21 protein-coding genes and 1 pseudogene are annotated in these 22,966 nt (G+C 65.8%); 9 read left to right on the forward strand and 13 right to left on the reverse strand.

Features of this window, described 5'->3' with window-relative positions; all coding sequences use genetic code 11:
* Positions 1-76: 76 nt before the first annotated feature.
* Positions 77-529, forward strand: a complete 453-nt coding sequence (locus HAV18_RS33965; RefSeq protein ID WP_166964665.1) for a lipocalin-like domain-containing protein — start codon at positions 77-79, stop codon at positions 527-529.
* Positions 530-837: 308 nt separating this feature from the next.
* On the opposite strand, the gene HAV18_RS33970 is transcribed toward HAV18_RS33965, so the two are convergent.
* The gene (locus tag HAV18_RS33970; RefSeq protein ID WP_166964667.1) at positions 838-3,132 is read right to left on the reverse strand and encodes an AsmA family protein; all 2,295 of its coding nucleotides are present in this window, start codon (positions 3,130-3,132) and stop codon (positions 838-840) included.
* A 152-nt stretch (positions 3,133-3,284) separates the two neighbouring features.
* Between HAV18_RS33970 and HAV18_RS33975 the strand changes: the two genes are divergently transcribed.
* Both HAV18_RS33975 and HAV18_RS33980 read left to right on the forward strand, forming a co-directional pair.
* Positions 3,285-3,986 carry an ATP-binding cassette domain-containing protein gene (locus HAV18_RS33975; protein WP_166964670.1) on the forward strand — a complete coding sequence of 234 codons (702 nt, stop codon included), beginning with the start codon at positions 3,285-3,287 and terminating at the stop codon, positions 3,984-3,986.
* The gene (locus HAV18_RS33980; RefSeq protein ID WP_021159773.1) at positions 3,983-4,786 is read left to right on the forward strand and encodes an ABC transporter permease; all 804 of its coding nucleotides are present in this window, start codon (positions 3,983-3,985) and stop codon (positions 4,784-4,786) included. The genes HAV18_RS33975 and HAV18_RS33980 overlap by 4 nt, the downstream gene beginning before the upstream one ends.
* A gap of 41 nt (positions 4,787-4,827) precedes the next feature.
* Here HAV18_RS33980 and HAV18_RS33985 read toward each other — a convergent pair whose 3' ends face one another.
* The 3 genes from HAV18_RS33985 to HAV18_RS33995 all read right to left on the reverse strand — a co-directional run bounded on the left by HAV18_RS33985 (position 4,828) and on the right by HAV18_RS33995 (position 7,279).
* Entirely contained in the window at positions 4,828-5,301 is a 474-nt protein-coding gene (locus HAV18_RS33985) for a PliI family lysozyme inhibitor of I-type lysozyme (RefSeq protein WP_166964672.1), read from the reverse strand.
* Positions 5,302-5,551: 250 nt separating this feature from the next.
* On the reverse strand, positions 5,552-6,103 hold the full coding sequence (locus HAV18_RS33990; RefSeq protein WP_166964674.1) for a DUF6013 family protein: 552 nt from the start codon (positions 6,101-6,103) through the stop codon (positions 5,552-5,554).
* 159 nt (positions 6,104-6,262) lie between these two features.
* Positions 6,263-7,279 carry a zinc-binding alcohol dehydrogenase family protein gene (locus HAV18_RS33995; RefSeq protein ID WP_166964676.1) on the reverse strand — a complete coding sequence of 339 codons (1,017 nt, stop codon included), beginning with the start codon at positions 7,277-7,279 and terminating at the stop codon, positions 6,263-6,265.
* A 123-nt stretch (positions 7,280-7,402) separates the two neighbouring features.
* On the opposite strand from HAV18_RS33995, the gene HAV18_RS34000 reads away from it, so the two are divergent.
* Together HAV18_RS34000 and serB are read left to right on the forward strand one after the other, a co-directional pair.
* The gene (locus HAV18_RS34000) at positions 7,403-8,344 is read left to right on the forward strand and encodes a LysR family transcriptional regulator (protein ID WP_166964678.1); all 942 of its coding nucleotides are present in this window, start codon (positions 7,403-7,405) and stop codon (positions 8,342-8,344) included.
* 191 nt (positions 8,345-8,535) lie between these two features.
* Positions 8,536-9,381, forward strand: a complete 846-nt coding sequence (gene serB, locus HAV18_RS34005; protein ID WP_166964680.1) for a phosphoserine phosphatase SerB — start codon at positions 8,536-8,538, stop codon at positions 9,379-9,381.
* 87 nt (positions 9,382-9,468) lie between these two features.
* On the opposite strand, the gene HAV18_RS34010 is transcribed toward serB, so the two are convergent.
* The 4 genes from HAV18_RS34010 to rimO form a co-directional block, all read right to left on the reverse strand.
* A complete protein-coding gene (locus HAV18_RS34010) occupies positions 9,469-10,650 on the reverse strand; it encodes a cystathionine beta-lyase (RefSeq protein WP_166964681.1) in 1,182 nt (393 codons plus the stop codon).
* A 113-nt stretch (positions 10,651-10,763) separates the two neighbouring features.
* Positions 10,764-11,306 carry a hypothetical protein gene (locus HAV18_RS34015; protein WP_166964683.1) on the reverse strand — a complete coding sequence of 181 codons (543 nt, stop codon included), beginning with the start codon at positions 11,304-11,306 and terminating at the stop codon, positions 10,764-10,766.
* Positions 11,307-11,396: 90 nt separating this feature from the next.
* Positions 11,397-12,323: a sugar kinase gene (locus HAV18_RS34020; protein WP_166964685.1), complete on the reverse strand. Its 927-nt coding sequence runs from the start codon at positions 12,321-12,323 to the stop codon at positions 11,397-11,399.
* 3 nt (positions 12,324-12,326) lie between these two features.
* On the reverse strand, positions 12,327-13,688 hold the full coding sequence (gene rimO / locus HAV18_RS34025; protein WP_166964687.1) for a 30S ribosomal protein S12 methylthiotransferase RimO: 1,362 nt from the start codon (positions 13,686-13,688) through the stop codon (positions 12,327-12,329).
* Between the two features lie 567 nt (positions 13,689-14,255).
* On the opposite strand from rimO, the gene HAV18_RS34030 reads away from it, so the two are divergent.
* The 4 genes from HAV18_RS34030 to HAV18_RS34045 all read left to right on the forward strand — a co-directional run bounded on the left by HAV18_RS34030 (position 14,256) and on the right by HAV18_RS34045 (position 18,553).
* Positions 14,256-14,732: a hypothetical protein gene (locus HAV18_RS34030; protein ID WP_166964689.1), complete on the forward strand. Its 477-nt coding sequence runs from the start codon at positions 14,256-14,258 to the stop codon at positions 14,730-14,732.
* A gap of 101 nt (positions 14,733-14,833) precedes the next feature.
* Positions 14,834-16,198: a pitrilysin family protein gene (locus HAV18_RS34035; RefSeq protein ID WP_166964691.1), complete on the forward strand. Its 1,365-nt coding sequence runs from the start codon at positions 14,834-14,836 to the stop codon at positions 16,196-16,198.
* A complete protein-coding gene (locus HAV18_RS34040; protein ID WP_166964693.1) occupies positions 16,195-17,541 on the forward strand; it encodes a pitrilysin family protein in 1,347 nt (448 codons plus the stop codon). The genes HAV18_RS34035 and HAV18_RS34040 overlap by 4 nt, the downstream gene beginning before the upstream one ends.
* Before the next feature lie 757 nt (positions 17,542-18,298).
* On the forward strand, positions 18,299-18,553 hold the full coding sequence (locus tag HAV18_RS34045; RefSeq protein WP_166964696.1) for a hypothetical protein: 255 nt from the start codon (positions 18,299-18,301) through the stop codon (positions 18,551-18,553).
* A 210-nt stretch (positions 18,554-18,763) separates the two neighbouring features.
* On the opposite strand, the gene HAV18_RS34050 is transcribed toward HAV18_RS34045, so the two are convergent.
* The 5 genes and pseudogenes from HAV18_RS34050 to HAV18_RS34070 form a co-directional block, all read right to left on the reverse strand.
* Complete coding sequence (locus HAV18_RS34050) at positions 18,764-19,804, reverse strand: FAD-binding oxidoreductase (RefSeq protein WP_166964700.1); 1,041 nt, start codon at positions 19,802-19,804, stop codon at positions 18,764-18,766.
* A 212-nt stretch (positions 19,805-20,016) separates the two neighbouring features.
* Complete coding sequence (locus HAV18_RS34055; RefSeq protein ID WP_166964702.1) at positions 20,017-20,862, reverse strand: lysozyme inhibitor LprI family protein; 846 nt, start codon at positions 20,860-20,862, stop codon at positions 20,017-20,019.
* Between the two features lie 422 nt (positions 20,863-21,284).
* The gene (gene phaR, locus HAV18_RS34060; protein ID WP_006485265.1) at positions 21,285-21,851 is read right to left on the reverse strand and encodes a polyhydroxyalkanoate synthesis repressor PhaR; all 567 of its coding nucleotides are present in this window, start codon (positions 21,849-21,851) and stop codon (positions 21,285-21,287) included.
* A 119-nt stretch (positions 21,852-21,970) separates the two neighbouring features.
* Entirely contained in the window at positions 21,971-22,711 is a 741-nt protein-coding gene (locus tag HAV18_RS34065) for a 3-ketoacyl-ACP reductase (RefSeq protein ID WP_166964704.1), read from the reverse strand.
* 121 nt (positions 22,712-22,832) lie between these two features.
* A pseudogene (locus tag HAV18_RS34070) lies at positions 22,833-22,966 on the reverse strand (acetyl-CoA C-acetyltransferase); the annotation flags it as partial.

The raw sequence follows: 22,966 nt of genomic DNA on the forward strand, positions 1-22,966 counted from the left end.
AGGCCCCCTGGCCGGCCGCGCAGCGGCCCGCCAACACGACGGCACGCGCCCCACCGCCGCCCTACCGGAATCCCGCATGCTTGCCAGCCAGCTTCGCGAACAACTCGTCGGCGCGTGGCGCCTCGTGTCCTACGAAGTCCGCCCGCGGGACGGCAGTGCCATCGCCTATCCGCTCGGCCGCGACGCGCGCGGCTGGATTCTCTATACGCGGGACGGCTACATGTCGGCCCAGCTGATGGCCGCCGGCCGGCCGCCGTACGCGAACGGCGACCTGCACCACGGCGCAGAGGACGAGTGCGCGGCCGCCGCGCGCGGCTACATCGCCTATTCAGGCCCCTTTCATGTCGGCGACGACGGCACGCTGACCCACGAAATGGACGTCAGCCTGTTCCCGAACTGGGTCGGCAACGTCCAGCAGCGAATCGCCAGGCTCGACGGCGATCGCCTGCAGATCGGCCCCGCCGCCCCAGTGCGGATCGACGGCCGGGAGGTCGACCCCGTGCTGCTGTGGGCGCGCGCGGGCCGCTGACGCGTCGCGGGCGGACATCACGGCGCCTGCCCGGTACTGCCGGGCGGCTGGCCGTTTCTGCGTTTCTGCGTTTCTGCGTTTCTGCGTTTCTGCGTTTCTGCGTTTCTGCGTTTCTGCGTTTCTGCGTTTCTGCGTTTCTGCGTTTCTGCGTTTCTGCGTTTCTGCGTGTCTGAGCGTCTGAGCGTCTGAGCGTCTGAGCGTCTGAGCGTCTGAGCGTCTGAGCGTCTGAGCGTCTGAGCGTCTGAGCGACGCACGCGGCGGTTGCATCGAGCGCCCACGCGTCGCGTTCGTCGCGCGACGTGCATCCATCACTTGCCGGCTTTCGCCGCCGCCCGCTGCGCGGCCTTCGCATTCATCTGGCCGAACAGCTCCGAGCACGGCACATCCTTGTTGTTGCTCGGCGCGATCAGCGGAATCAAGGCCGCGAACGGGTTGATCAGGCCGAGGCCGAGCATCGCACCGGCGCGCAGCGCGAGCGCGGTCGCATCGACGCCGACGTTCGGGTTCTTGAACGTGCCCTTCGCATACAGCGGCGAGCGCAGCGAGAAGATCCGGAAGCCCTTCGTATGCGGATGGATCTTCAGGTCGAGCGTTTCGTCGCGCAGGCTGATCGGGCCGTCGACGTTGATCAGCGCGTCGTCCGTATCGAGCGCGAACACCTTCGGGTCGAGAATGCCGTTGGTCGCGACGAAGTCGATCGCCGCGCAGTTGATCTTCACGTCGTTGTTGCCGAACAGCTTCTCGTAGACGACGTTCGCGACGTTCAGCCCCGCCGCTTCCATCAGCAGGCGGCTGATGCGGCCGTCCGTCACGAGCGCCTTCACTTCCCCGTTCGACGTCGCGGCCAGCGCGGCCGGCGAGTTGCCGGTCGCCGACAGCGACGCATCGCCGTTGATCTCGCCGAGCGCCGACTGCATGACCTTCTGCGCCGGGAACAGTTGCTTCAGCTTCAGGTGCCGCGCAGCCACCGTGAAGCGGCCCTTCAGCGGCGCGCCGCTGCCGTCGAGGCGCGCGGTCGTCGCGAGCGTGCCGCCCGCGACGCCGAACTGCAGCGGCTCGAGCGACAGCACACCGTCCTGCATCACGATATGCGTGTACAGGTTGGTGATCGGCAGGTCCGAACTCTTGACCAGCTTGCGCCCCGTGAACTTGACGTCCGCATCGAGCGCACGCCAGCGGTCGGTGCGGAACGTCTCGACCGGCAGCACGCGGCTCGACGGCTGTTTCGTCGTGTCGCCGCGCTTGGCCTTGCTCGCGGCCGTATCCGCACCGATCACCGGGGCGAGGTCGGAGAACTGCAGCAGGTTCGACACGAGTTCGCCCGACAGCTTCGGCCACGGTTCGCGCTGCTCGTAGGCCAGCGTTCCGCCAAGATCGCTGCCGCCGACGCGGCCGTTGAAATTCTCGTAGCGGAACGTGCTTGCGTGCCGCTTGAAGTTGCCGATCAGCCGCCCTTCGGTCGCGTAAGGCGGCGTATCGGGCAGCGTGATGCCGCTGAGCTGATAAAGATGCGACATCGACGTGCCCTGCAGCCAGAGTCGCAGGTCGATGGCCGCGAGATGCATCGGATCGGTCAGCGTGCCGACGATCGCGAGCCGCGTGTCGCCGGCCTTCACGTCGGCCTGCAGCGGGAACGGCCGCGACGCATCCTGGATCGCCAGCACGCCGCCAAGCTTGCCGGTACCGGTGATCGGCACGTTCTTGTAGCGACCGTCGACCTTCAGCCCGAACGCATAGGTCGGGCCGGACGGCTTCGCGGGCGCCGCGGCACCGGTTGCGCCGCTTGCACTGGAAGCGGCAGCAGCAACCGATGCTGAAGAGGTGGACGACGACGCAGCCGGCACCGCGGCAGGCGCGGCCGAAGCCCCCTCCACCGACGCCGCACTTGCAGCCGGCGCGGCGGACGCGCTCGACGCAGCCTCCGCGTTGGCCTTTGCGCTCAGTTGCGCGGCGCCGTGCTTGCCGACACGCTGCGCCGATGCCGCGCGCGACGTCTGCTCCTGCTCCTTCAGCACGTCGCCGAGCGGAATCGGCTGCCCGAGCGTATCGATCGCAACGGTCAGGTCGGCCTTCGTGATCGCGTCGCGATACGTGACGGTGCCCTTCGCGAAGCCGAAGCTGTCGAGCCGCACTTTCCACGGCGACGGCTGCGACGATTGCTTGAACTGGAAGGTCCACGTATTGCGGCCGTCGGCGAGCCGCTCGAGGTCGACGGCCGGATTCACGACGTCGATCGACGGGATGACGATTTCACGCGCGAGCAGCGGCAGGATCGCGAGATCGAAGTGCGCGGCGTCGAGCGTGACGAACTTGGGCGTCTTCGCCCAGTCGGGGTTGCCGATCTCGAGCTGCGTGGCCGAAAAGCTCGGCCAGGGCACCCAGGCACGCCAGCCGGTTTCGCCGTCGGGGCGGCGCCAGCCGACCTTCAGGTCGCCGTTGATCACGAACGGGCGGCCGAGTGCGGCACTCACCTGTTCGTTGACCCACGGTTTCGCGCGGTTCCAGTCGAAGACGAAAAGAAAGACGCCGGCCGCCGCGATGAGCACCGCGACGATACCGACGATCCATGCAGCCGATTTGCCGATGGCTCGGGTAAGCGTCATGGCGGTTCCGTTGTTGTTCTGAAATGTTGCCGCACCATGCCGGGCCGCTTGCGTGGACGAACGGCGCACGACACCCGCGGCTTTTCAATCGGTATTATGACGCACGCCATGGTGACGCTTCGACGCCATTAACGCTTTTTTTCATTTGTGACATGACAGCCCCCACCGGCCTCATCGATGCACAGCGCATCACGCGGCGCGATGCCAGCAGCGGCAAGACCTTGCTCGCCCCGACCGATTTCAGCCTCGCAGCAGGATCGCGAATTGCTATCACCGGGCCGTCCGGGTCGGGCAAGAGCGTGCTGCTGCGCGCGCTCGCGCTGCTCGACCCGCTCGACGGCGGCCACATCCTGTGGCGCGGCGAACGGATCCGGCGCAGTGCGATCCCGCGTTACCGGCGCAGCGTCGCCTATGTACGCCAGCGCCCCGCGCAGATGGACGGCACCGTCGAATCGCAGTTGCGCTATCCGTATTCGCTCGCGATCTATCGTGACGTGGCGTTCGATCGCGCACGCGCCGAAGCGCTCGCCGCGCAGGCCGGCCGCGGCGCCGACTTTCTCGACAAGCGCGCGAGCGACTTGTCGGGCGGCGAAGCGCAGATCGCCGCGCTGCTGCGCGTGCTGCAGCTCGACCCCGACGTGCTGCTGCTCGACGAGCCGACCTCCGCGCTCGATCCTGAATCGGCGCGTGCGATCGAGGCGCTCGTCGGTGCGTGGTTCGACGCGGCACCCGACGCCCGCGCATACATGTGGATCTCGCACGATCCGGCCCAGGCCGCGCGGATCGGCACGATGCGGCTCGTGATGCAGGCCGGCGTGATGCACGTTGCAAACCCGACGGAGACAACACAATGAGCCCCGCACTGCAGGACCTGAGCCTCGTCGACGTCGGCATCGCCGCCGCGCTCGTCGCGGTCAACGGCGCGATCTCGATGGCACTGTCGCTCGGCCTCGGCCGCAAGCTCGCGCTCGCGGCCGTGCGCACCGTTGTGCAGTTGCTCGCGATCGGCTATGTGCTCGGTTGGGTATTCGGTCATCCTCACTGGTACATCGTGCTGCCGCTCACCGCGCTGATGACATTGATCGCCGGGTTCGCCGGCGCGGGGCGCGGCAAACGCACCTACCGCGGCCAGCGCATCGACAGCATCGCGTCGATCTGGTTCAGCAGCTGGTTCGTCGCGGCGGTCGGCCTGTTCGTCGTGATCCGCATCCATCCGTGGTACGCACCGCAATACGCGATTCCGATCCTCGGGATGATTCTCGGCAATACGCTCACGGGCGTGTCGCTCGGCGTCGAGCGGATGATGGAAGAGCTCACGGCGCGCCGCGACCGTGTCGAAACCGCACTCGCGCTCGGCGCGACGCGCTGGGAAGCCGCGCAGGACGCTGCGCGCCAGGCCGTGCGTGCAGGCATGCTGCCGACGCTGAACCAGATGGCCGTCGTCGGCGTCGTCAGCCTGCCGGGGATGATGACGGGCCAGGTGCTCGCCGGCCAGTCGCCGCTGCAGGCCGTGCGCTACCAGATCGTGATCATGTTCCTGATCGCCGCGGCTTCCGCGCTCGGCACCGTCGGTGCGGTACTGATGACCTATCGCCGGCTGTTCTCGGCCGATCACCGCTTTCTCGCATCGCGGCTCGAAGAACGCGCGCACTGACACGCGGTGTCGCCGCGCGATGCGCTCGCGCGGTTCGTCGGTCAGCGCACGCCGCGGCGTTTGCCGATCGCCTGCCGCAATGCCGCCGCGATGTCCCCATCCGGCGCGAGCCCGTCGACCGACGCAACGAGCCGCACCGCGCGCGGCGTCGTCACAAAGGCCTGCGCGCCGACATAACCGCCGCTGCCGGCCGAGCGTGTCGTCACGACGAGCGCCTGCGGCGCCCGCGCGCCGAGGTCGGCCGTGAACGCATCGGTGACCGTACCGTCACGTACATGCAGCACGCCTGTCACGTAATCATCGGTATCGAAGCCGGGGGCCGCATGCGCGGTCGAATACACACGCACCGCGTAGCTGCCGGTCGAGCACGGTTCAAGCGCGCCGCTCGACACGACCGCTACTTGCTGCCGCGACGGCAACTCGACCTTTTTCACGAAACCGCAATCGTCGGCCGCGTGTGCATGTGCGGCGACGAACGCAACAGCACACAGCAACGCGCGCATTCGGCATTTCATCGGGATGTCGTTACAGGAAGATGATGATGCGGGCGAGCATAGCGTGACATTCGCATGACGTCACGCAGGTCGCCACGCGAAGCTACCGTCCGCCGAACGGCTGCCATGCCGATGCAGCAGCACGGTACCGCGAAGCAGATCGCGGGAAAGCATCATGACGGCAACACGAAACGGTCACGTGCGCCGTGCCAGCCCGCGAGCCGAATCCGTTGCGCGCGCACCGGTTCCGGCACCGGCCCGCGCGCGCCGCTCAGCGCTTGATCGACACCGTCACCTTCGTGCCGTCGCTCATCGAGATTGATTTCGAACCGCCGTTGGTCGGGATCGACACCCACTTCACCTGGCTCACCGACACGACGTCCGGGCATTGCAGCGACTTGCCGCCGACCGTCACGTTGCGCGTACCCTTCGGCGCGGACGCCTGGAAACTCATCTGCACGTTGGCGATCCCCTTCGCGTCGATCGACGGCGCGAGCCGCACCTGGGTCTGGCGCACCATCGCGCCGTTCTCGTCGCGCGGCAGGCTGTCGGCGTTCGGGCAACCGTCCGGCATCGCGACCGCACCGCTCGGCGGCACCGACTTCCAGTTGAAGTCGTCCGTCTCGCCCGAGCGGATCTTGCGGGTCTCCTGCGTATTGCCGAAGGTCTTCGAGTCGACCTTGACGGTGTATTCCAGCTGTCCGGTGCCGCCACCCTTCAGGCTGCCCTTGACCGGCGGCGCCGCGAATACGCTCGCGCTGACACACGCCGCCGCGAACACGACCGACCACGATGCGGCGACTGACAAGCTGCGTTGGCTCATGCTGACCTCCTTGGTATGCGGCGGCACGCGCGTGCCGCGCGGTTTTCGATGCATGATGCGCTGTCAGTCTACCGCCAAGGAGGAGGCCGTGCGCCGCAAACGCATCGGGTGTTACCCCGCTTGCGTTCGCGGCGCCGTAACCTTACGCGCGATGCCGGCTCAGAAGCCGCTCAGCACGAGCTTGCCGATCGAGCGGCCGGCCTCGAGCAACTGGTGTGCGCGCCGCACGTTCGCGGCATTGATCGTGCCGAGCTGTTCGCCGAGCGTGGTGCGCAGCGTGCCGCCGTCGACGAGCCGCGCGACTTCGCCGAGGATCCGGTGCTGCTCGATCATGTCCGGCGTCTCGAACATCGCACGCGTGAACATGAACTCCCAGTGAAACGCGGCACTCTTCAACTTCAGCAGTTCGACCGGCACCGGCTTGTCGTTCTCGACGATCGTGCAAATGCCGCCCTGCGGCCGGATTACCTCCGCAGCGGCAGGAAAATGACGATCCGTATCGTTGAAAATCAGCACGTAGTCGACGTTCGGATGCCCGGCCTCGCGCAACTGCGCAGGCAAGTCGCCGAAATGGTCGACCACCGCATCCGCGCCCAGCGCGCGCACCCATTCGGCCGACGCCGGCCGCGACGCGGTCGCGATCACGTGCAGCTTACCCAGCGCCTTCGCGAGCTGGATCGCGATCGAGCCCACGCCGCCCGCGCCGCCGATGATCAGCACCGACTTGCCGGCGTCCGCGCCCTGCGGCGACACATGCAGCCGGTCGAACAGCGCTTCCCACGCGGTCAGTGCGGTGAGCGGCAGTGCGGCCGCCGCGGCGAAATCGAGCGTACGCGGCTTCAGCGCGGCGATCCGCTCGTCGACCGTATGGAATTCACTGTTCGCGCCGGGCCGCGTGATGCTGCCCGCGTAGAACACTTCGTCGCCGGGCCGGAACAACGTGACGTCGGCGCCGACCGCGACCACCGTGCCGGCCGCATCCCAGCCGAGCACGCGCGGCGTGTCCTCGACCTGCGGCTTCGGCGCGCGCACCTTGGTGTCCACCGGGTTCACGGAAATCGCCTCGACCTTCACGAGCAGGTCGCGCGGGCCCGGCACTGGTTGCGGCAGCTCCACGTCGAGCAAGGCTTGCGGGTCGTCGATCGGCAGATAACGGGTCAGTCCAACGGCCTTCATCATGAAACTCCTTCAGAGGAAACCTGGGGGCCGCGGCGCAGCCCCATGAACGCCATCGTAGGCAACCCGATCATTCGAGAAAACCGCTATATTTCCTGAAACATTTTCAGGAATTTCAGAATAATGGCCTTCGACCCGATTCCGGCCCCCGACAAGCCGCTCGACCTGCTCGACGTCGCGCTGTTCGTTCGCGCGGCACTGCTCGCGAACGTCACCGCGGCCGGGCGCGAATTCGGCGTGTCGGCCGCGGTCGCGAGCGCACGCATCGCGCAGCTCGAGCGGCAGCTCGGCGCACGGCTGCTGCACCGCACCACACGTCGCATCAGCCTCACGCAGGACGGCGAAGTTTTCATGGCGCACGCCGACACGCTGTTGTCGGCCGCCGACGCCGCGCGCGCGTCGGTCGGCCACGGCCGCACCGAGCCGTACGGACGGCTGAAGGTGTCGATGTCGTCGTCGTTCGGCCGGCAGCATGTCGCGCCGGTGATTCCCGCCTTCCTGCGCCGCTATCCGTCCGTGTCGCTCGATCTGCGGCTGTCGGACGAGATCGTCGATCTCGTCGACGACGGCTACGACATCGCGATCCGCCTCGGCGCGCTGAAGGATTCGACACTCGTCGCGCGCAAGCTCGCCGTGAACCGTCGCGTGCTGTGCTGCTCGCCCGCGTATCTTGCCGAGCACGGCACGCCGCGCCATCCGGCCGACCTCGCGCAGCATGAGTGCGTGATCCTCGGCGACCAGCGCGACTGGTCGTTCGCCACACCGCAAGGCCCGCTCACCGTGCGGGTCGGCGGCCGGCTCGTCGCGAGCAACGGCGAGGCCATCCGCGAAGCGCTCGTCGACGGCTTCGGGATCGCGATCAAGTCGACCTGGGACGTCGGTCCGCTGCTCGCGAGCGGCGCGCTCGTCACGGTACTCGACGACTATCCGTTCGCGGAGGACATCGCGATCTGGGCCGTTTATCCGAGCCGCGCGCACGTGCCGCTGAAAACGCTCGCCTTCATCGCGTTCCTCGCCGAGCATTTCGGCGATCCGCCTTATTGGGATCGCGCGGACGAACGTTAGGCACAAGTGCTCGTACTCGCGCCGCGAACGTGCCGTTTCGCGTCCGGCCTCAGGATTCGTACCGGCCCCGACCGAGCGGCTACAATGACGCGTTCGCGACGCAATGGCCCGCAGCCGAACGGGGCCACGCACGCAGACGGCCGCCCATTTTGGCCGCGCACGCTTTTCATTCGCCTCCCAATCATCCCGTCATGACCCACAACCTCGTCATCCAGAGTCTTGCGCCGCTGTCGGACGCCCATCACAAACCGCTGCTCGCGCTGTCGCGCGGCACCCGCATCGTGCAGACCGACGATCATGCGCTGCGTATCGAAAACGCGAGCCCCGCACAGCGCCTCGACATCGACGCGTACTGCGGCACGCACGCGCTCGACTTCGCATTCGTCGAGGCCGGCCGCACGCTCGCCGATTTCGGGCTCGCCGTGATGGACATGGATTCGACGCTGATCACGATCGAATGCATCGACGAGATCGCCGATTTCTGCGGCCTGAAAACGCAGGTCGCCGAGATCACCGAAGCGTCGATGCGCGGCGAGATCCGCGACTTCAACGAAAGCCTCACGCGCCGCGTCGCGCTGCTCGCCGGGCTCGACGCGCACGCGCTCGAACGCGTGTACGAGGAACGGCTGCAACTGACGCCGGGCGCCGAGACGATGCTCGCCGGCGTGAAGGCCGCCGGCATGAAGACGCTGCTCGTGTCGGGCGGCTTCACGTTCTTCACCGAGCGGCTGAAGGCGCGCCTCGGCCTCGACTACGCACATGCGAACACGCTCGAGATCGTCGACGGCAAGCTGACCGGCAAGGTGCTCGGCGAAATCGTCAACGCCGACGTGAAGGCGCGCCTGCTGCGCGAGACGTGCGCGTCGCTCGGCCTCGAGCCGAGCCGTGCGATCGCGATGGGCGACGGGTCGAACGACCTGAAGATGATGGCCGAAGCCGGGCTGTCGGTCGCGTACCACGCGAAGCCCGTCGTGCGCGACGCAGCAACGGTCGCGTTCGATCACGTCGGCCTCGACGGGCTGCTGCGGCTGTTCTGATCCTGCCGCGCGTCAAATGAAAAACGCCGGCGCGATGTTGCATCGCGCCGGCGTTTTGTCGTTCCGACGAACGATATCGGCTGGCGATCAGCCGAGTACGGCCTGCATCGCGCGCTCGATGTCCGCGCGCAGGTCGGCTTCGTCTTCCAGGCCGACATAGAAACGCACCAGCGTGCCGCGATGCGGCCAGTCCGGACGCATCGACGCGACGTCGTAAGGCATCGCGAGACTGCACGCGCCGCCCCAGCTCCAGCCGATCGCGAACAGGTCGAGCGACTCGACGAAGCGGTCGATCTGCTCCGCGCTGTAGCGTTCGTCGAACACCACCGAGAACAACCCGCCCGCGCCGGTGAAATCGCGCACGAACGACGCATGCCCCGGGCAATCGGCGATCTGCGGATGCAGCACCGACGCGATCTCCGGCCGCGCCTTCAGCCAATGCGCCAGCGCGAGCGCGCTCTTGCTGTGTGCGTCGAAGCGCACCTGCATGCTCGGCAGGCTGCGCAGCACGAGCGAGCAATCGTCGACCGACACGCCGACGCCGCAGCGCATCCGTGCGAGCTTCAGCTTTGCTTGCAACTCGGCATCCGCGGTGATCGTCGCGCCCATCAGCACATCGCTGCCGCCCGACTGGTACTTGGTCAGTGCCTGCACCGAGATGTCGACGCCGTGTTCGAACGGCTTGAACGCGAGCCCGGCCGAAAAGGTGTTGTCGATCGCGGTGACGATGCCGCGCGCCTTCGCGGCCGCCGTGATCGCCCGCACGTCGGGCACTTCCATTGTCACCGAGCCGGGCGCCTCGATCCAGATCAGCCGCGTGTTCGGCTGGATCAGGTCGGCGATGCCGGCACCGACCAGCGGATCGTAGAAGCGCGCGGTGATGCCGAAATCCTTCGCGAGCCAGTTGCCGAAATCGGCGTTCGGCCCGTACACGTTGTGCGGAATCAGCACGTCGTCGCCGGTTTTCACGATCCCGAAGTAGACGTTCATGATGGCCGCGAGGCCCGACGGCTGCAGCAGCGCATGCGTGCCGCCCTCGATCTCGGCGAGCCGCTGCGCGAGCGCGAGCGACGTCGGCGTCGCGTGCAGCCCGTAGCGCCACTGGTTGTCGTTGTGCCAGACGAGCGCACGCATCGTCGCGAGATCGGGGAACACGACCGTCGACGCACGCGCGACCGGCGGCACGAACGAACGGAAACCTTCCGGGATCACGTCGTCGGGTTGAACGATGCGGGTTTGCAGCGCGCGCTTGGGAGTGGATGCAGTCATGTCAGGAAGCCGGGCACGAGGCCGTTCGGTTGCGGAATATGTCGCTAGATTAGCCAAGATCGGCGCAATTGGCCCGGTACAATGCGCGCCGCGCGCGCCGAGCCAGCGCGGGTTCAGTCGTCGGTGCGCAGATTGACCACGCCACCCACCGTCTCGATTTCCTGCACGCGACCGTCGCGCACCTGTAGCGCCGCGCGCTTGCCCGGCGCGAGACGCAGCACGACGGGCTGCGGATCCGACTCGTCCGAATTCATCCGGTCGGCCTTCAGGGCGCCCGTCGCGTCGAAGCGGCCGACCCACACACCCGTGATGTTCGTGCCGTCGTTCGATTCCTCTATTTCAAGCGTGTCGCCGTCGCGATCGCCCGCGAGCAGCACGACCTCGCCCGTATCGGCGAACTGGTATTCACCGTGCACGCCTTCCTCGTCCGTCTTCGGGCCGAGATGCACGACGATCGGCCGGTCGCCCAGCGTGCCTTCGTAGCGCGGCAGGCGGGCAAACTCGGGATTCGGCTTCAGCGGCCGCGCCGCTGCAGGTTCATCCTGCTGCACGCCCGGCGCGACGGCCTGTGCCGTGACCACACCTGGCACCGCCATGCCCGCCGCCAGCGCGCCCGCGACGACGAGCGCCCGTTGCCATTGCGAATATCGACCCACCTTGTGTTGCTCCTTGCTTCAGATTCGCTCGAAAATCGCGGCGATGCCCTGCCCGCCGTGCCGTGCCGTGGCCGGCGCGCGCATGCCGCATCAGCCTTGCATCAGGCGCTCCACCGCCTCGCGCTGCGGAATCGGCGCGACCGCGCCGTAGCCCGTCGTCGACAGCGCCGCCGCCGCATTCGCATAACGCGCCGCCGCGAACGGATCGTCGCCTGCGACGATCCGCGCGACGAAGGCACCGCCGAAGCAATCGCCCGCGCCCGTCGCGTCGACGGCTTCGACCGCGAAGCCCGGCACGACGCGCCGCTCGTTCGGCGTCGCCACGTAGGCGCCTTCCTTGCCGAGCTTCAGCGCAACGACCTGCGGCCCGTGTTCGAGCATCACGTCGACGATCGCGTCACGATCGTTCGCGCCCGTGATGGCCGTCACGTCGTCCCAGCTCGGCAGGCAGATATCCGTCTGGCGCAGCGCCTCGCGCATCACCGCGCGGGCGCGCGGCAGCGGCCAGAGCTTCAGGCGCAGGTTCGTGTCGAAGCTGACCTTCGCGCCGTTGCGGCGCGCGTGGTCGATCGCCGCGAACGCGGCGTCGCACGCGGCCGTGCTGATCGCGAGGCTGATGCCCGACAGGTGCACGGCCTTCGCGGCGGCCAGTGCGTCAAGCGGCAGGTCGCCGGCTGCATAGCGGCTCGCCGCCGAGCCCGCGCGCAGGTAGTCGAACTGGTGGCCGTCGGCGCCGTGCGTGACGAAATACACGCCGGTCGGCGCCGCTCGGTCGATCCGCACGTACGTCGTGTCGACGCATTCCGCGCGCCACATGTCGGCCAGCAGCCGGCCGAACGGATCGTCGCCGATCGCCGACACGAAGCCCGTCGACGCGCCCTGGCGCGCCGCGGCGATGCAGAAGTTCGACGTGTCGCCGCCGAAGCCCTGCAGGAATTCAGGCCGGCCCGGCTGCGACTGGTTGAATTCGATCATCGCCTCGCCGAGCGCGAGGATCTCCGGAAATGCGGCGGTCATCGCTTACACCTCGCCCCACAGATCGTGGCCGTCGGCGCCCGTGATCTTCACGGACACGAAATCGCCGACCTTGTAGCGCTTCGAGGCCTTCGCTGCCGGCTCGACATAGACGACGCCGTCGATCTCCGGCGCATCGGCCGCCGTACGGCCGATGCCGCCTTCCTCGCTGACTTCGTCGATCAGTACCTTGAGGGTCTTGCCGACCTTGCGCTGGATGCGGTTCGCCGACACTTCCTCGGCCACTTCCATGAAGCGTGCACGACGTTCCTCGCGAACGTCATCCGGCAGCGCGCCGTCGAGTTCGTTTGCCGTCGCGCCTTCGACCGGCGAATACGCGAAGCAGCCGACGCGATCGAGCTCCGCCTCGCGGATGAAGTCCAGCAGCGTTTCGAACTGCTCTTCCGTCTCGCCGGGGAAGCCCGCGATGAACGTGCTGCGGATCGTCAGGTCCGGACAGATCTCGCGCCACTTCTGCACGCGCTCGAGTACCTTCTCGGCGTTCGCCGGACGCTTCATGCGCTTCAGCACTTCCGGATGCGCGTGCTGGAACGGCACGTCGAGATACGGCAGCACGTGGCCCTTGAACGGACCTTCGGCCATCAGCGGAATCACTTCGTCGACGCTCGGGTACGGGTACACGTAGTGCAGGCGCACCCACGCGCCGTACTGCGCGGCGAGTTCGCCGAGCGCGGCGACGAGGTCGGTCATGCGCGTCTTGATCGGCTTGCCGTTCCAGAAACCCGTGCGGTACTTCACGTCGACGCCGTATGCGCTCGTGTCCTGCGAAATCACGAGCAGTTCCTTCACGCCCGACTTGAACAGGTTCTCCGCTTCCAGCATCACTTCGGCGACCGGGCGTGACACGAGGTCGCCGCGCATCGACGGGATGATGCAGAACGTGCAACGGTGGTTGCAGCCTTCGGAGATCTTCAGGTACGCGTAGTGGCGCGGCGTGAGCTTGATGCCCGCCGCGGGTACGAGGTCGGTGAACGGGTCGTGCGGCTTCGGCAGGTGCGAATGCACGGCCTGCATCACTTCGCCCACCGCATGCGGGCCGGTGACGGCGAGCACCTTCGGATGGACTTCCTCGATCAGGTTCGAGCCGCTGGCGCTCGACTTCGCGCCGAGGCAGCCGGTGACGATCACCTTGCCGTTCTCGGTCAGCGCTTCGCCGATTGCGTCGAGGCTTTCCTGCACGGCTTCGTCGATGAAGCCGCAGGTGTTCACGACGACGAGGTCGGCGCCGTCGTAGGTGCCGGAGATTTCATAACCTTCGGCACGCAGTTGCGTGATGATCTGTTCGGAATCGACGAGGGCTTTCGGGCACCCGAGGGATACGAACCCTACTTTGGGGGATTGGGACATCTGGAATGTGGGGGCGTGGCAGCAAAAGCGTGAGTTTACAGCGATTTAGGGTTCGGCGAGGCAAAACAGGCGGTCGACGGCGGTATCGACCTTCAAATCGGATGCACGCCCTGCCAACGGCCCGTCATGCGAGGCAGTTTGATGCGTCCCTTTCACTTCGAAACAACGCAGTGCCGCCCGACCAGCCCGCGCGATACCCAAACAAAGGAATTTGATGCGCTAACAGCGCCACGCTTCCTGCCGATCCCGGTGTGCTTTTTTCGCTGGCTTTCGACCGCAAGGAAGGCAAAACGCAGCCTGCATTCGTGATCTTTCATGGGCGGGTCGCGCCGACGAATACGCCGGTTCTGCCCCAAAGATTCGAACTCGTCTCATTTCACGATGATGGGGCGCGAAGTAGCATCGCACATGAGTCTCCCTGCCCCGCCTGCCTTGCCACGCGGGGTCGAATTTGGCTCACCAGCTCGCCACGAGGCCGCGCCGCCTTCGATGTCACGACGTCGGGCCGCGCGAGCATATCGATTGCGGTCGCGCGTCGATCGCCTTTACCCTGGAACGGGATGCCGAATGAAGGTCGCCACCTTGCGCGCACTCGCGCGCCGACTTGCGCTGCTGGTCGCCGTACCGGCCTCGATGAACGCCGAGGCCGCCACGCCCACGACGGCAGAACCGGCACGGCAGGATGCCGCCCGAGTCAACGCGGGCCGTTGGCCTCCAACCCTCTTTGCGTGCGACAGGCTGCCCCGTCGCGCCCCCATTGCCATCACGCTCGACCGGGGCACCGGCGACGAGTCCCGATTTTCCGCCGGTGCTTCAGCGTCGAACGGCCTCCTGCCTACGTTGTTTGCCGGCAAACCCCAGGGCGACGCGCCATCGAAGAAGTCCAAGCCCGACAATCGCTTTCAGGTGATCTGCACGTTCAACGGAGATCGCGCCGTCTGTCGCTACGCATCCACGGTCAAACAGCGTATGGCCGTCAACGAGCGCATCGCAGCAGCGATGTCCCCGCACGCACCATCGGTCAACGCGCATCGGACAATATGAAAAACTTCACGTTCGCCGCGCTCGACGCATGGCAGGTCAACTGACCGCCGAGCCGGCGCCCGATCTTCCGCGTTCATCCTGCCTACACGAAAGGACGTTCCATGTCAGTACGACGTTTGATATGCACCGGGCTCTCGCTGTGCCTGTTGATTGCAGGCACAGCGATGGCCCAACCCGTCGAGGTAACGGGCTTTACCCACGTCCGCTCCCTGGGCGGTATCGACGAATACCGTCTGGATGCCAACGGTCTCACCGTGCTTGCCCTGCCCGATCCCGCTGCGACGGTGGTCAGTTTCCAGGTGTTGTACCAAGTGGGGTCACGCAACGAAGCCACCGGCACGACCGGCAACACCCACCTGCTCGAGCACCTGATGTTCAAGGGCAGCCGGCACTACAACAAGGCGCTCGGCAATTCACTGAACAGCTACATGGAGCGAGTGGGCGCGACCTTCAACGCAACCACCTCGATGGACCGCACCAACTACTTCGGCACGCTCGGGCGCGATGCGCTGGAAGGCTACATCGCCATCGAGGCCGACCGCATGCGCAACCTCCTGCTGCGCCCGGAAGATCTGGCCAGCGAGATGACGGTGGTACGCAACGAGTACGAGCAGGGCGAGAACCGTCCTTTCACCGCATTGTTCCAGCAGGTCATGGCCACTGCTTACCAGGCGCACCCCTATCACCATCCGACCATCGGCTGGCGCAGCGACATCGAGCACGTGAGCGTGGACAAGCTGCGTCGTTTCTACGACACGTTCTACTGGCCGGACAACGCAGTCGTCATCCTTGTCGGCGATTTCCGGCCGGACCAGGCGTTGGGCTGGGTCAGGCAGTACTACAGCGGCATCCCGCGCGCGCCCAAGGCCATCCCCGCTGTCACGACCGAAGAACCTCCACAGCAGGGGCCGCGAAGGCTGGTGCTCAAACGCGCAGGCGCAACAGGCAATCTGATCATTGCCTTCAAGGCGCCGCGCGCGCTTGACCCCGATGCGGCAGCCCTGACCGTACTGGGCCTGGTATTGAGCCAGGGCAAGAGCAGTCCGCTGTATCGCGCACTGGTTGACACAGCAGTTGCCACGCATGCCGGTGCCAGCTTCCATGCGCTGCGCGATCCCGGTCCGTTCGTGGTGACTGTCAGCCTACCGCCCGACGCGAAACACGAGCAGGCCGAGAAAATCGCCTGGACCGAACTGGAGCGCGTCAAGACCGCGGGCGTCACTCGCGAGGATATCCAGCGGGTGCTGGGGCCTTACCGAGCCGATCAGATCTACCAGCGTGATGGCGTCAGCTTGACGTCCGCCCGATTGGGCAACGCGGTCTCGCTGGGCGACTGGACACGGTTCGTCACCGAGCTTGAAGAACTGGACAAGGTGACGCCCGCCGATGTGCAGCGCGTCGCCCGCAAGTACCTCATTGAAAACCAGAGCACTGCCGGCTGGTTCGTCCCGGAGAAATCTTCATGAAGCAGGTTCGTTTCAACCATCTGTGGACATGGTTCGTGTGGTTCGCCGTGCTATGGCTGCCTGTTGCGGCTCAGGCAGGCATCGCCGACCGCGTTGTGCGCGCCCAGGCCGGCAGCATCGCGCTGCTGACCTATCCGATGTCTCCGCATGAGATGGTGTCCCTATCCGGCGTAATGCCCCTGGGCGACGCCGACGCGGTCAGCAAGACAGCCAATCCGGCCGTGCCCCTGCTGACCGGCATGTTGCTGCAGGAAGGCAGCGCCCGTCGCGACAAGGTGGCGATCTCCGCGCTGCTGGACAGCCTGGGTGCGCAGTTGTCATTCCAGTCCGACGGAGGCTACGTCGCCATACACGGCCAAAGCCTGACCAAGGATTTGCCGACGCTGATCGACCTGATGGCCGAGCAGTTGCGCGTGCCGGCCTTCAAGGCCGAGGAACTGGCCAAGGCCAAGACCCGGCTGGCGGCCGCGGTCCGTAACGCCGGAGAAATCCCGTCGGTCCAGGCGACCGAGGCGCTGCATCGGTCCATCTATCCCGAGGCGCACCTCAACGCCCCGGTGCCGCGCGAGCGGATGCTCGAGGCCATTGCCGCGGCTACGCTGGACGATATCAAGGCGTTTCATCAAACCTACTACGGACCGGCACATATGACGCTGGTTGTAGTGGGTGGAGCGGACCCGCGCCGCCTGCAATCCATGGTGACCGAGGCCTTCGCGGGCTGGAGCGGTGGCAGGGCCCTCGTGCGACAGGGTCCGCCACCCAAGGCGAGCCAGGCCGACACGCAGCGAATCGCGATGAAGGACAAGGCATCCATCAGCGTGACGCTGGGTCAGGCCATCGGCCTGCGCGCAAACGACGCCGACTACCTGCCCTTGAGCGCGGCCGTCAACATCCTCGGGAACGGCTTCACTGGCCGGCTGATGGCGAGCGTCCGCGACAAGGAAGGCCTGACCTACGGCATCCGTGCCAGCCTGTCCGGGCTCTCCGTCATGGACGGCGGATTCTTCATCAACACCAGCTTCGCCCCGCCCCTGCTGGACAAGGGTGTCGCAAGCATCCGCAGCGTACTGAACGCGTGGTGGAAACAGGGCGTCACCCAGGCGGAACTGGATGCACGCAAAGACGGCATGATCGGTCGCCATCAAGTCGCGATGGAAACCACTGGGCAGATGGCCGCCATGCTCAGCCAGACGGTGCTCCAGGATCGCCCCCTAAGCGACCTCGATACCTATCCGCAGCGCGTCCGCGCCCTGACCGTCGATCAGGTCAACACCGCCATCCGCAAGTATCTGAATCCCGGCAAGATGGTGTGGATCGAGGCCGGGACGTTTGCGGAGAAATAGCATGCAGCCTGCTTGTCGTTTATCAGGCTTGTAGTAGATGCGCAAAGCCATCCGGTAGACCTTTGTGACTTCCTTCTTGCAATGGATGACCAAACCGCTGCGTGTGTCATGGCAGATCGGGTTACCGACAACGCAGATGTTGCCTTGCTCCAATATCTCGAGCCAATGGCTTTATCCCATGACTTAGCCGCGTAGCAGGACCGCGAATTCCAAGGTGGTCGTGATTTGTGGTACCTGGTTTGTCGCGATCCTGCCCCAACGTGGGCCGAAGAGCCCAACCCGGATACCAAAGATGGCCTTGATGCGATTCACGTTCCAAGATCGCTCTCACTCCTTGATACGCGCGTCATTGGAAACGGAACGGTGGCCTGCTGGATTCGGTTGCCTTGTGTGCGCTCGAGGCCGCAGGGGAAACGCAGAAGTTTCACGGCCACTACGAATGGGATCCGACGATTACCGCCTTGGTGCCGTGAGCCGCAGCTTGCGGACCGCGTGACACGTGCTCACTTCGATTGAGTGGACACGTATGTCGGAGATCGCTTGCTGAACAGGCTGCATACATTCGTCAACGCGTCGTCACGCCACACCCAATCGGCGACTGCATAGCGCACAGCCAGCGATTCCGCCGAGCACCTCGGCAAACGCACCAAGGCACTCCACCGATACCACATGCCGCACAAAAATCGCCCCGAACGCAGCCGGCAGCCATGCGAAAATCCAGGCGTCCATCCTTTTCAATCGACCCAACGGGGCCCGCATGACCACCCACATCACGATCGAATTCACCGAACACGCCGCAGAGGCCATCGGAGAGCAAACCAGCACCAGTTTCTCCTACGACCAGGGCGCGCACGTGCCGCAACCGGGCGACTTCGTCGAACTCGAGAATTCGCGTCAGACGTTTCTCGTGATCGGCCGCGTGTTTTCGCTCAAGGCCAACTACAGCGCCGTCAAGCTCGTGCTCGACCTTCCTCCGTCGGATGGCGAGCAGGATTTCGATCCGACGCACTAACGAACGACGAGAGACGCGTTACGCCAGCCTGAACCGATGCCCATGCAGCGCCTCTGTCCCGGTGCTGCGTTCAGCATCACGATCCGCGTCAATCCTGCCTGGCAGCCACATACCGGGCCTGCATCAACCTGCGAGGCAACCGCTTCGTCTCGTCGAGTTGCCGCTTCGCCCGTCGCACAGTCGATCGCCGCCCCGCTCTCCCGCGTCGAATTACGCACCCGTGATCGCGTTCGCTGCCAATCGCCCAAGCTGGGGCGCCAGGATCACGCCTGGGTGAGCGACGACCGCATAAACCCCTGCAACCCCCGGCAAGAATCCGTTGATCGGCGCGCCGTCGTTCGTCATCGGCCGAAGCGCCGATTGCGCGGAGAGCGGCGTGAGCGTCGGCGGATCGGCAAACAGTGCCGAAATGTCCGACGCCGTACGCGCAGCAAGCGCCGCAAGTCCGCTGTCCCCCTCTTCCGGAGGATCCGCAGCCGACAGCAGGCTGCCCGACAGGCCGACACGCACTTCAAGATCCTGCCCGTAGAGCAAGTGGCTGATGAGCCCCGGCTCGGCCGCGAAACGCATCAAGACGGCCGGCTCCTCGCGAACGGGCAATGACACGCCCAGGCCTGCGGCGATGGCGACTGCGGAAGCAGCGTTCGCCAGGACGACGACATCCGCCGGCACATGCCCGTGTGCGGTAAGTACACCGACAGCGCGCCCATTGCGCGTTTCGACCGCTTCAACTGCGCAACCGTACCGGATCTGCGCGCCGGCGGCTTGCGCACCGGCCAGCAACTGATGCGTCAAGTCGATCGGCTCGACCACGAAATCGTCCGGTGCCCATGCAATCAGTTCGGGAAGCCGTGCAAGACGCGGCTCCAGCCGGGCCACCTCTCGACGCCCCAGCGCTTCCATTTGCACGCCCGCCGCACGCTGTTCGTCGATCAATGCAGCGGTCTGCGCATCCGTGTCCAGCCAGACTAGTGCCCCGCGCGTCGTCACCGGCAACGGGCCCAGTTCACGCTCCAGCCGGGCGAACTCCGGGAGCGCTCCGAGCGTGCGGGAGAATCCGGACGGGTTTTCAGAAGGAAGCGCGCTGCCGGTGCCCACCCAGCCGAACGACCAGTGAGTCGCGCCGCCTGCGGCCGCCGCCTGTTTTTCCAGAAGCATGACCTGCGCACCTGATCGCGCAAGATGCCACGCGGCGGATGCACCGACGATGCCTGCGCCAACCACGACGACGCGCAGCGGGTTGTCGCTCATGAGTGACATTCGGAAGTTGCGGAATTCCGACTATACCGTCCGCCCCTTTTCGCCGCTATGCGGTTGCCTGTCGCCCATCATCGCGGATCGTCTCGCCCTCTCGCGCCGGCATCAAAACGATCAGTCGATCGACATCCGCAGCACTTGAAAGAGGCGGACGAAACAAAAAAGCCCGCCGAAGCGGGCCTTGCTCAAACACGGGGCTCGGCACTTCATCGCATGTCCGGAAACACCGACGCCTTCAGGCACCGATCGAACCACACCGCATCGTCTCCATCGCCGATCGGCCACATTTCCGCGTCGAGTTGCGGCAACCCGGTTACCGGCGCTGACGCGTGGTTATCGCCACCGGGCGCCCCCGCACGCATCCACCCCGATTGCGTTCCGCCGTGGTCGCACGCACTCGCATGCGCCTGCGCTTCGCAAAACGCCACCGGTCGCACCTTCCCGCCGTCGGCCGCACTCACCGACCGGTACTCATAAACCGCACCGGTCGCCCAGTCCTCGCTCTGGCTGCAGACCCGCGCACGATGCTGCACATGAACCGCACCGAAACACGCATAGGAAACGTGCGCGCCACGCGCATCGTCGGGAATGAAATCGCAGTTTGCATCGAAACCGGTGAGTGGGCCGCCCGTGTAATTCGCGAGCCACTTGCGCTCGGCCTGTGCGCGCGCGATCAACCCCTTATCCGATTGATCGGCCAGCACGGCGGTGCGCCGGTCGATTGCCTTGCGCACTTCGTCGACGGCCAGCGGGCGGCCATCGTAGTCGGCGTCGAGACGATTGTTGCGCGCGTCGATCCAGCGGCGCTGGCTACGCACCAGCATGTCGCGGATAGCCGTGTCCGGCGCGGCCTTCAGCGCGCCCGCGTACGCCGAATTCATGCGCGCGTCGGCCGCGCGCAGCACCGGGCTCGCGCAGATGCGCTTCTCGATCCGCTGCACGGCTTTCGCGCAATCCATCGCAACGGCCGGTAGCGCCACGCCAACGCCCACCATGAACATCGAAGCGAGACCAGCCAGCCTGCCGGCCGATGCCATTCGAATCCCTCGCATGCTCTCTCTCAGTCGGTTTTTTCTTGGTCGCACTGCATCGATGCGGCATTGCCTATCACAGCCTGTCGTGCCCAGGCGCCGGTGTCGCATTTCGCCGAAGGCAGCCTCCACGCTTCACCGGGCAGCGCCGCTCATGGTACGCGCGCCTGCACGAACGCACACCATCCGGCGCGACGCGCCCCGGTGTTTCTTCGCTGGTGACTGGATCTCGATCGACTGGACGACGGTCATGCACGCCCGAACCCGGCGCGCGCATTCGGTACCGACGGTCATGAACGACCGTCGGCAAGATAGTCCGGCAGGCGGCGGCCGTACATCGTCGCGCCCGAATGCACGATCGGCCGACCCGCACCGCGCTGCTTCGCGGCACCGACACCCGATGGCTCGCGCCACCGTGTCGCGATCGGCCAGCCGCGAAACCGTTACTTCTTCTCCGGCTCCGAAGCGCCCGGCTGCTTGAACGGGAACGTGCTGAACATCGACTTCGCCTGGTTCTGCATCTGCTCCTGCATCTGCACGAACATGTTCTTCGACTGCTCGATGTAGCTGGTCATCATCCCTTGCATCATCGGTGCCTGCATGTTCATGAACTGCGACCAGACTTCCGGATTCATCGCATTGCCTTCGTACAGGTTCTTCGACTGATCCGCGAGCTTGTTCTGGATGTCGATGAACGCCTGGATGTTCTTTTCCAGGTACGTGCCCATCATGCCCTGCATCGCATGACCGTAGAAACGGATGATCTGCGACAGCATCGACGACGAGAACATCGGCACGCCGCCGCTTTCCTCTTCGAGGATGATCTGCAGGAGGATGCTGCGCGTGAGGTCTTCGTTGGATTTCGCATCGACGACCTTGAAGTCCTCCTGCTCCAGCACGAGTTGCTTCACGTCGGTGAGCGTAATGTACGTGCTTGTCTCGGTATCGTAGAGCCGGCGGTTCGGGTACTTCTTGATGAGCCGTTCGGCCGTCTTCTTTGTAGTAGTCATGTAACGCCTTTGAGTGCAGCGGTAGCGCAAGTGACGAATCCCCGCCGCCCGAATCCGGGAGGCGGGGGCCTTCGGAACACGCCCGGCTGCGCGGCCACCCGGCCCGCGCAGCCTGGGCGTCAGCCCATGTGCAGGCCGCCGTTCAGCGAGAAGTCGGCGCCGGTCGCGAAACCGGAATCGTTCGACGCGAGCCATGCGACGATCGAGCCGATTTCTTCGGGCCCGCCAAGACGCCGCACCGGGATCGTCGCGACGATCTTCTCGAGCACGTCCGGACGGATCGCCTTCACCATGTCGGTGCCGATGTAGCCCGGCGACACGGTGTTGACCGTCACGCCCTTCGTCGCGACTTCCTGCGCGAGCGACATCGTGAAGCCGTGGATGCCGGCCTTCGCGGTCGAGTAGTTGGTCTGGCCGAATTGCCCTTTCTGGCCGTTCACCGACGAAATGTTGATGATCCGGCCCCAACCGCGTTCGACCATCCCGTCGATCACCTGCTTCGTCACGTTGAACAGGCTCGTCAGGTTGGTGTCGATCACGGCCGTCCAGTCTTCATGCGTCATCTTGCGGAACACGACGTCGCGCGTGATGCCCGCGTTGTTGACCAGCACGTCGATCTCGCCGACTTCGGCCTTGACCTTGTCGAAGGCTTCCTTGGTCGAGTCCCAGTCGCCGACGTTGCCTTCCGACGCGATGAAATCGTACCCGAGCGCCTTCTGGTCCTCGATCCATTTCACGCGGCGCGGCGAGTTCGGGCCGCAACCCGCGACGACCTTGAAGCCGTCCTTCAACAGACGCTGGCAGATGCTGGTGCCGATGCCGCCCATCCCGCCCGTTACGTACGCAATTCGCTGAGACATGAATCTCACTCCATTTTTTGGTTTCGAGAGCTGCCGAGGCCCCCTCTGACTTCACGTGGCGCCGGCCGAAGCCGCAATCGGCCGGTGCCTCGGATTCGGTTCGACGGTAACGAACGGCCGGTTACGGACGCTCGACCGCGAGCGCGACGCCCATCCCGCCGCCGATGCACAGCGACGCCAGCCCGCGCTTCGCGTCGCGCTTGGCCATCTCGTGCAGCAGCGTCACCAGGATCCGGCAGCCCGACGCGCCGATCG

The sequence above is a fragment of the Burkholderia sp. D-99 genome (genome assembly GCF_011605345.1).
GTDB lineage: Bacteria > Pseudomonadota > Gammaproteobacteria > Burkholderiales > Burkholderiaceae > Burkholderia.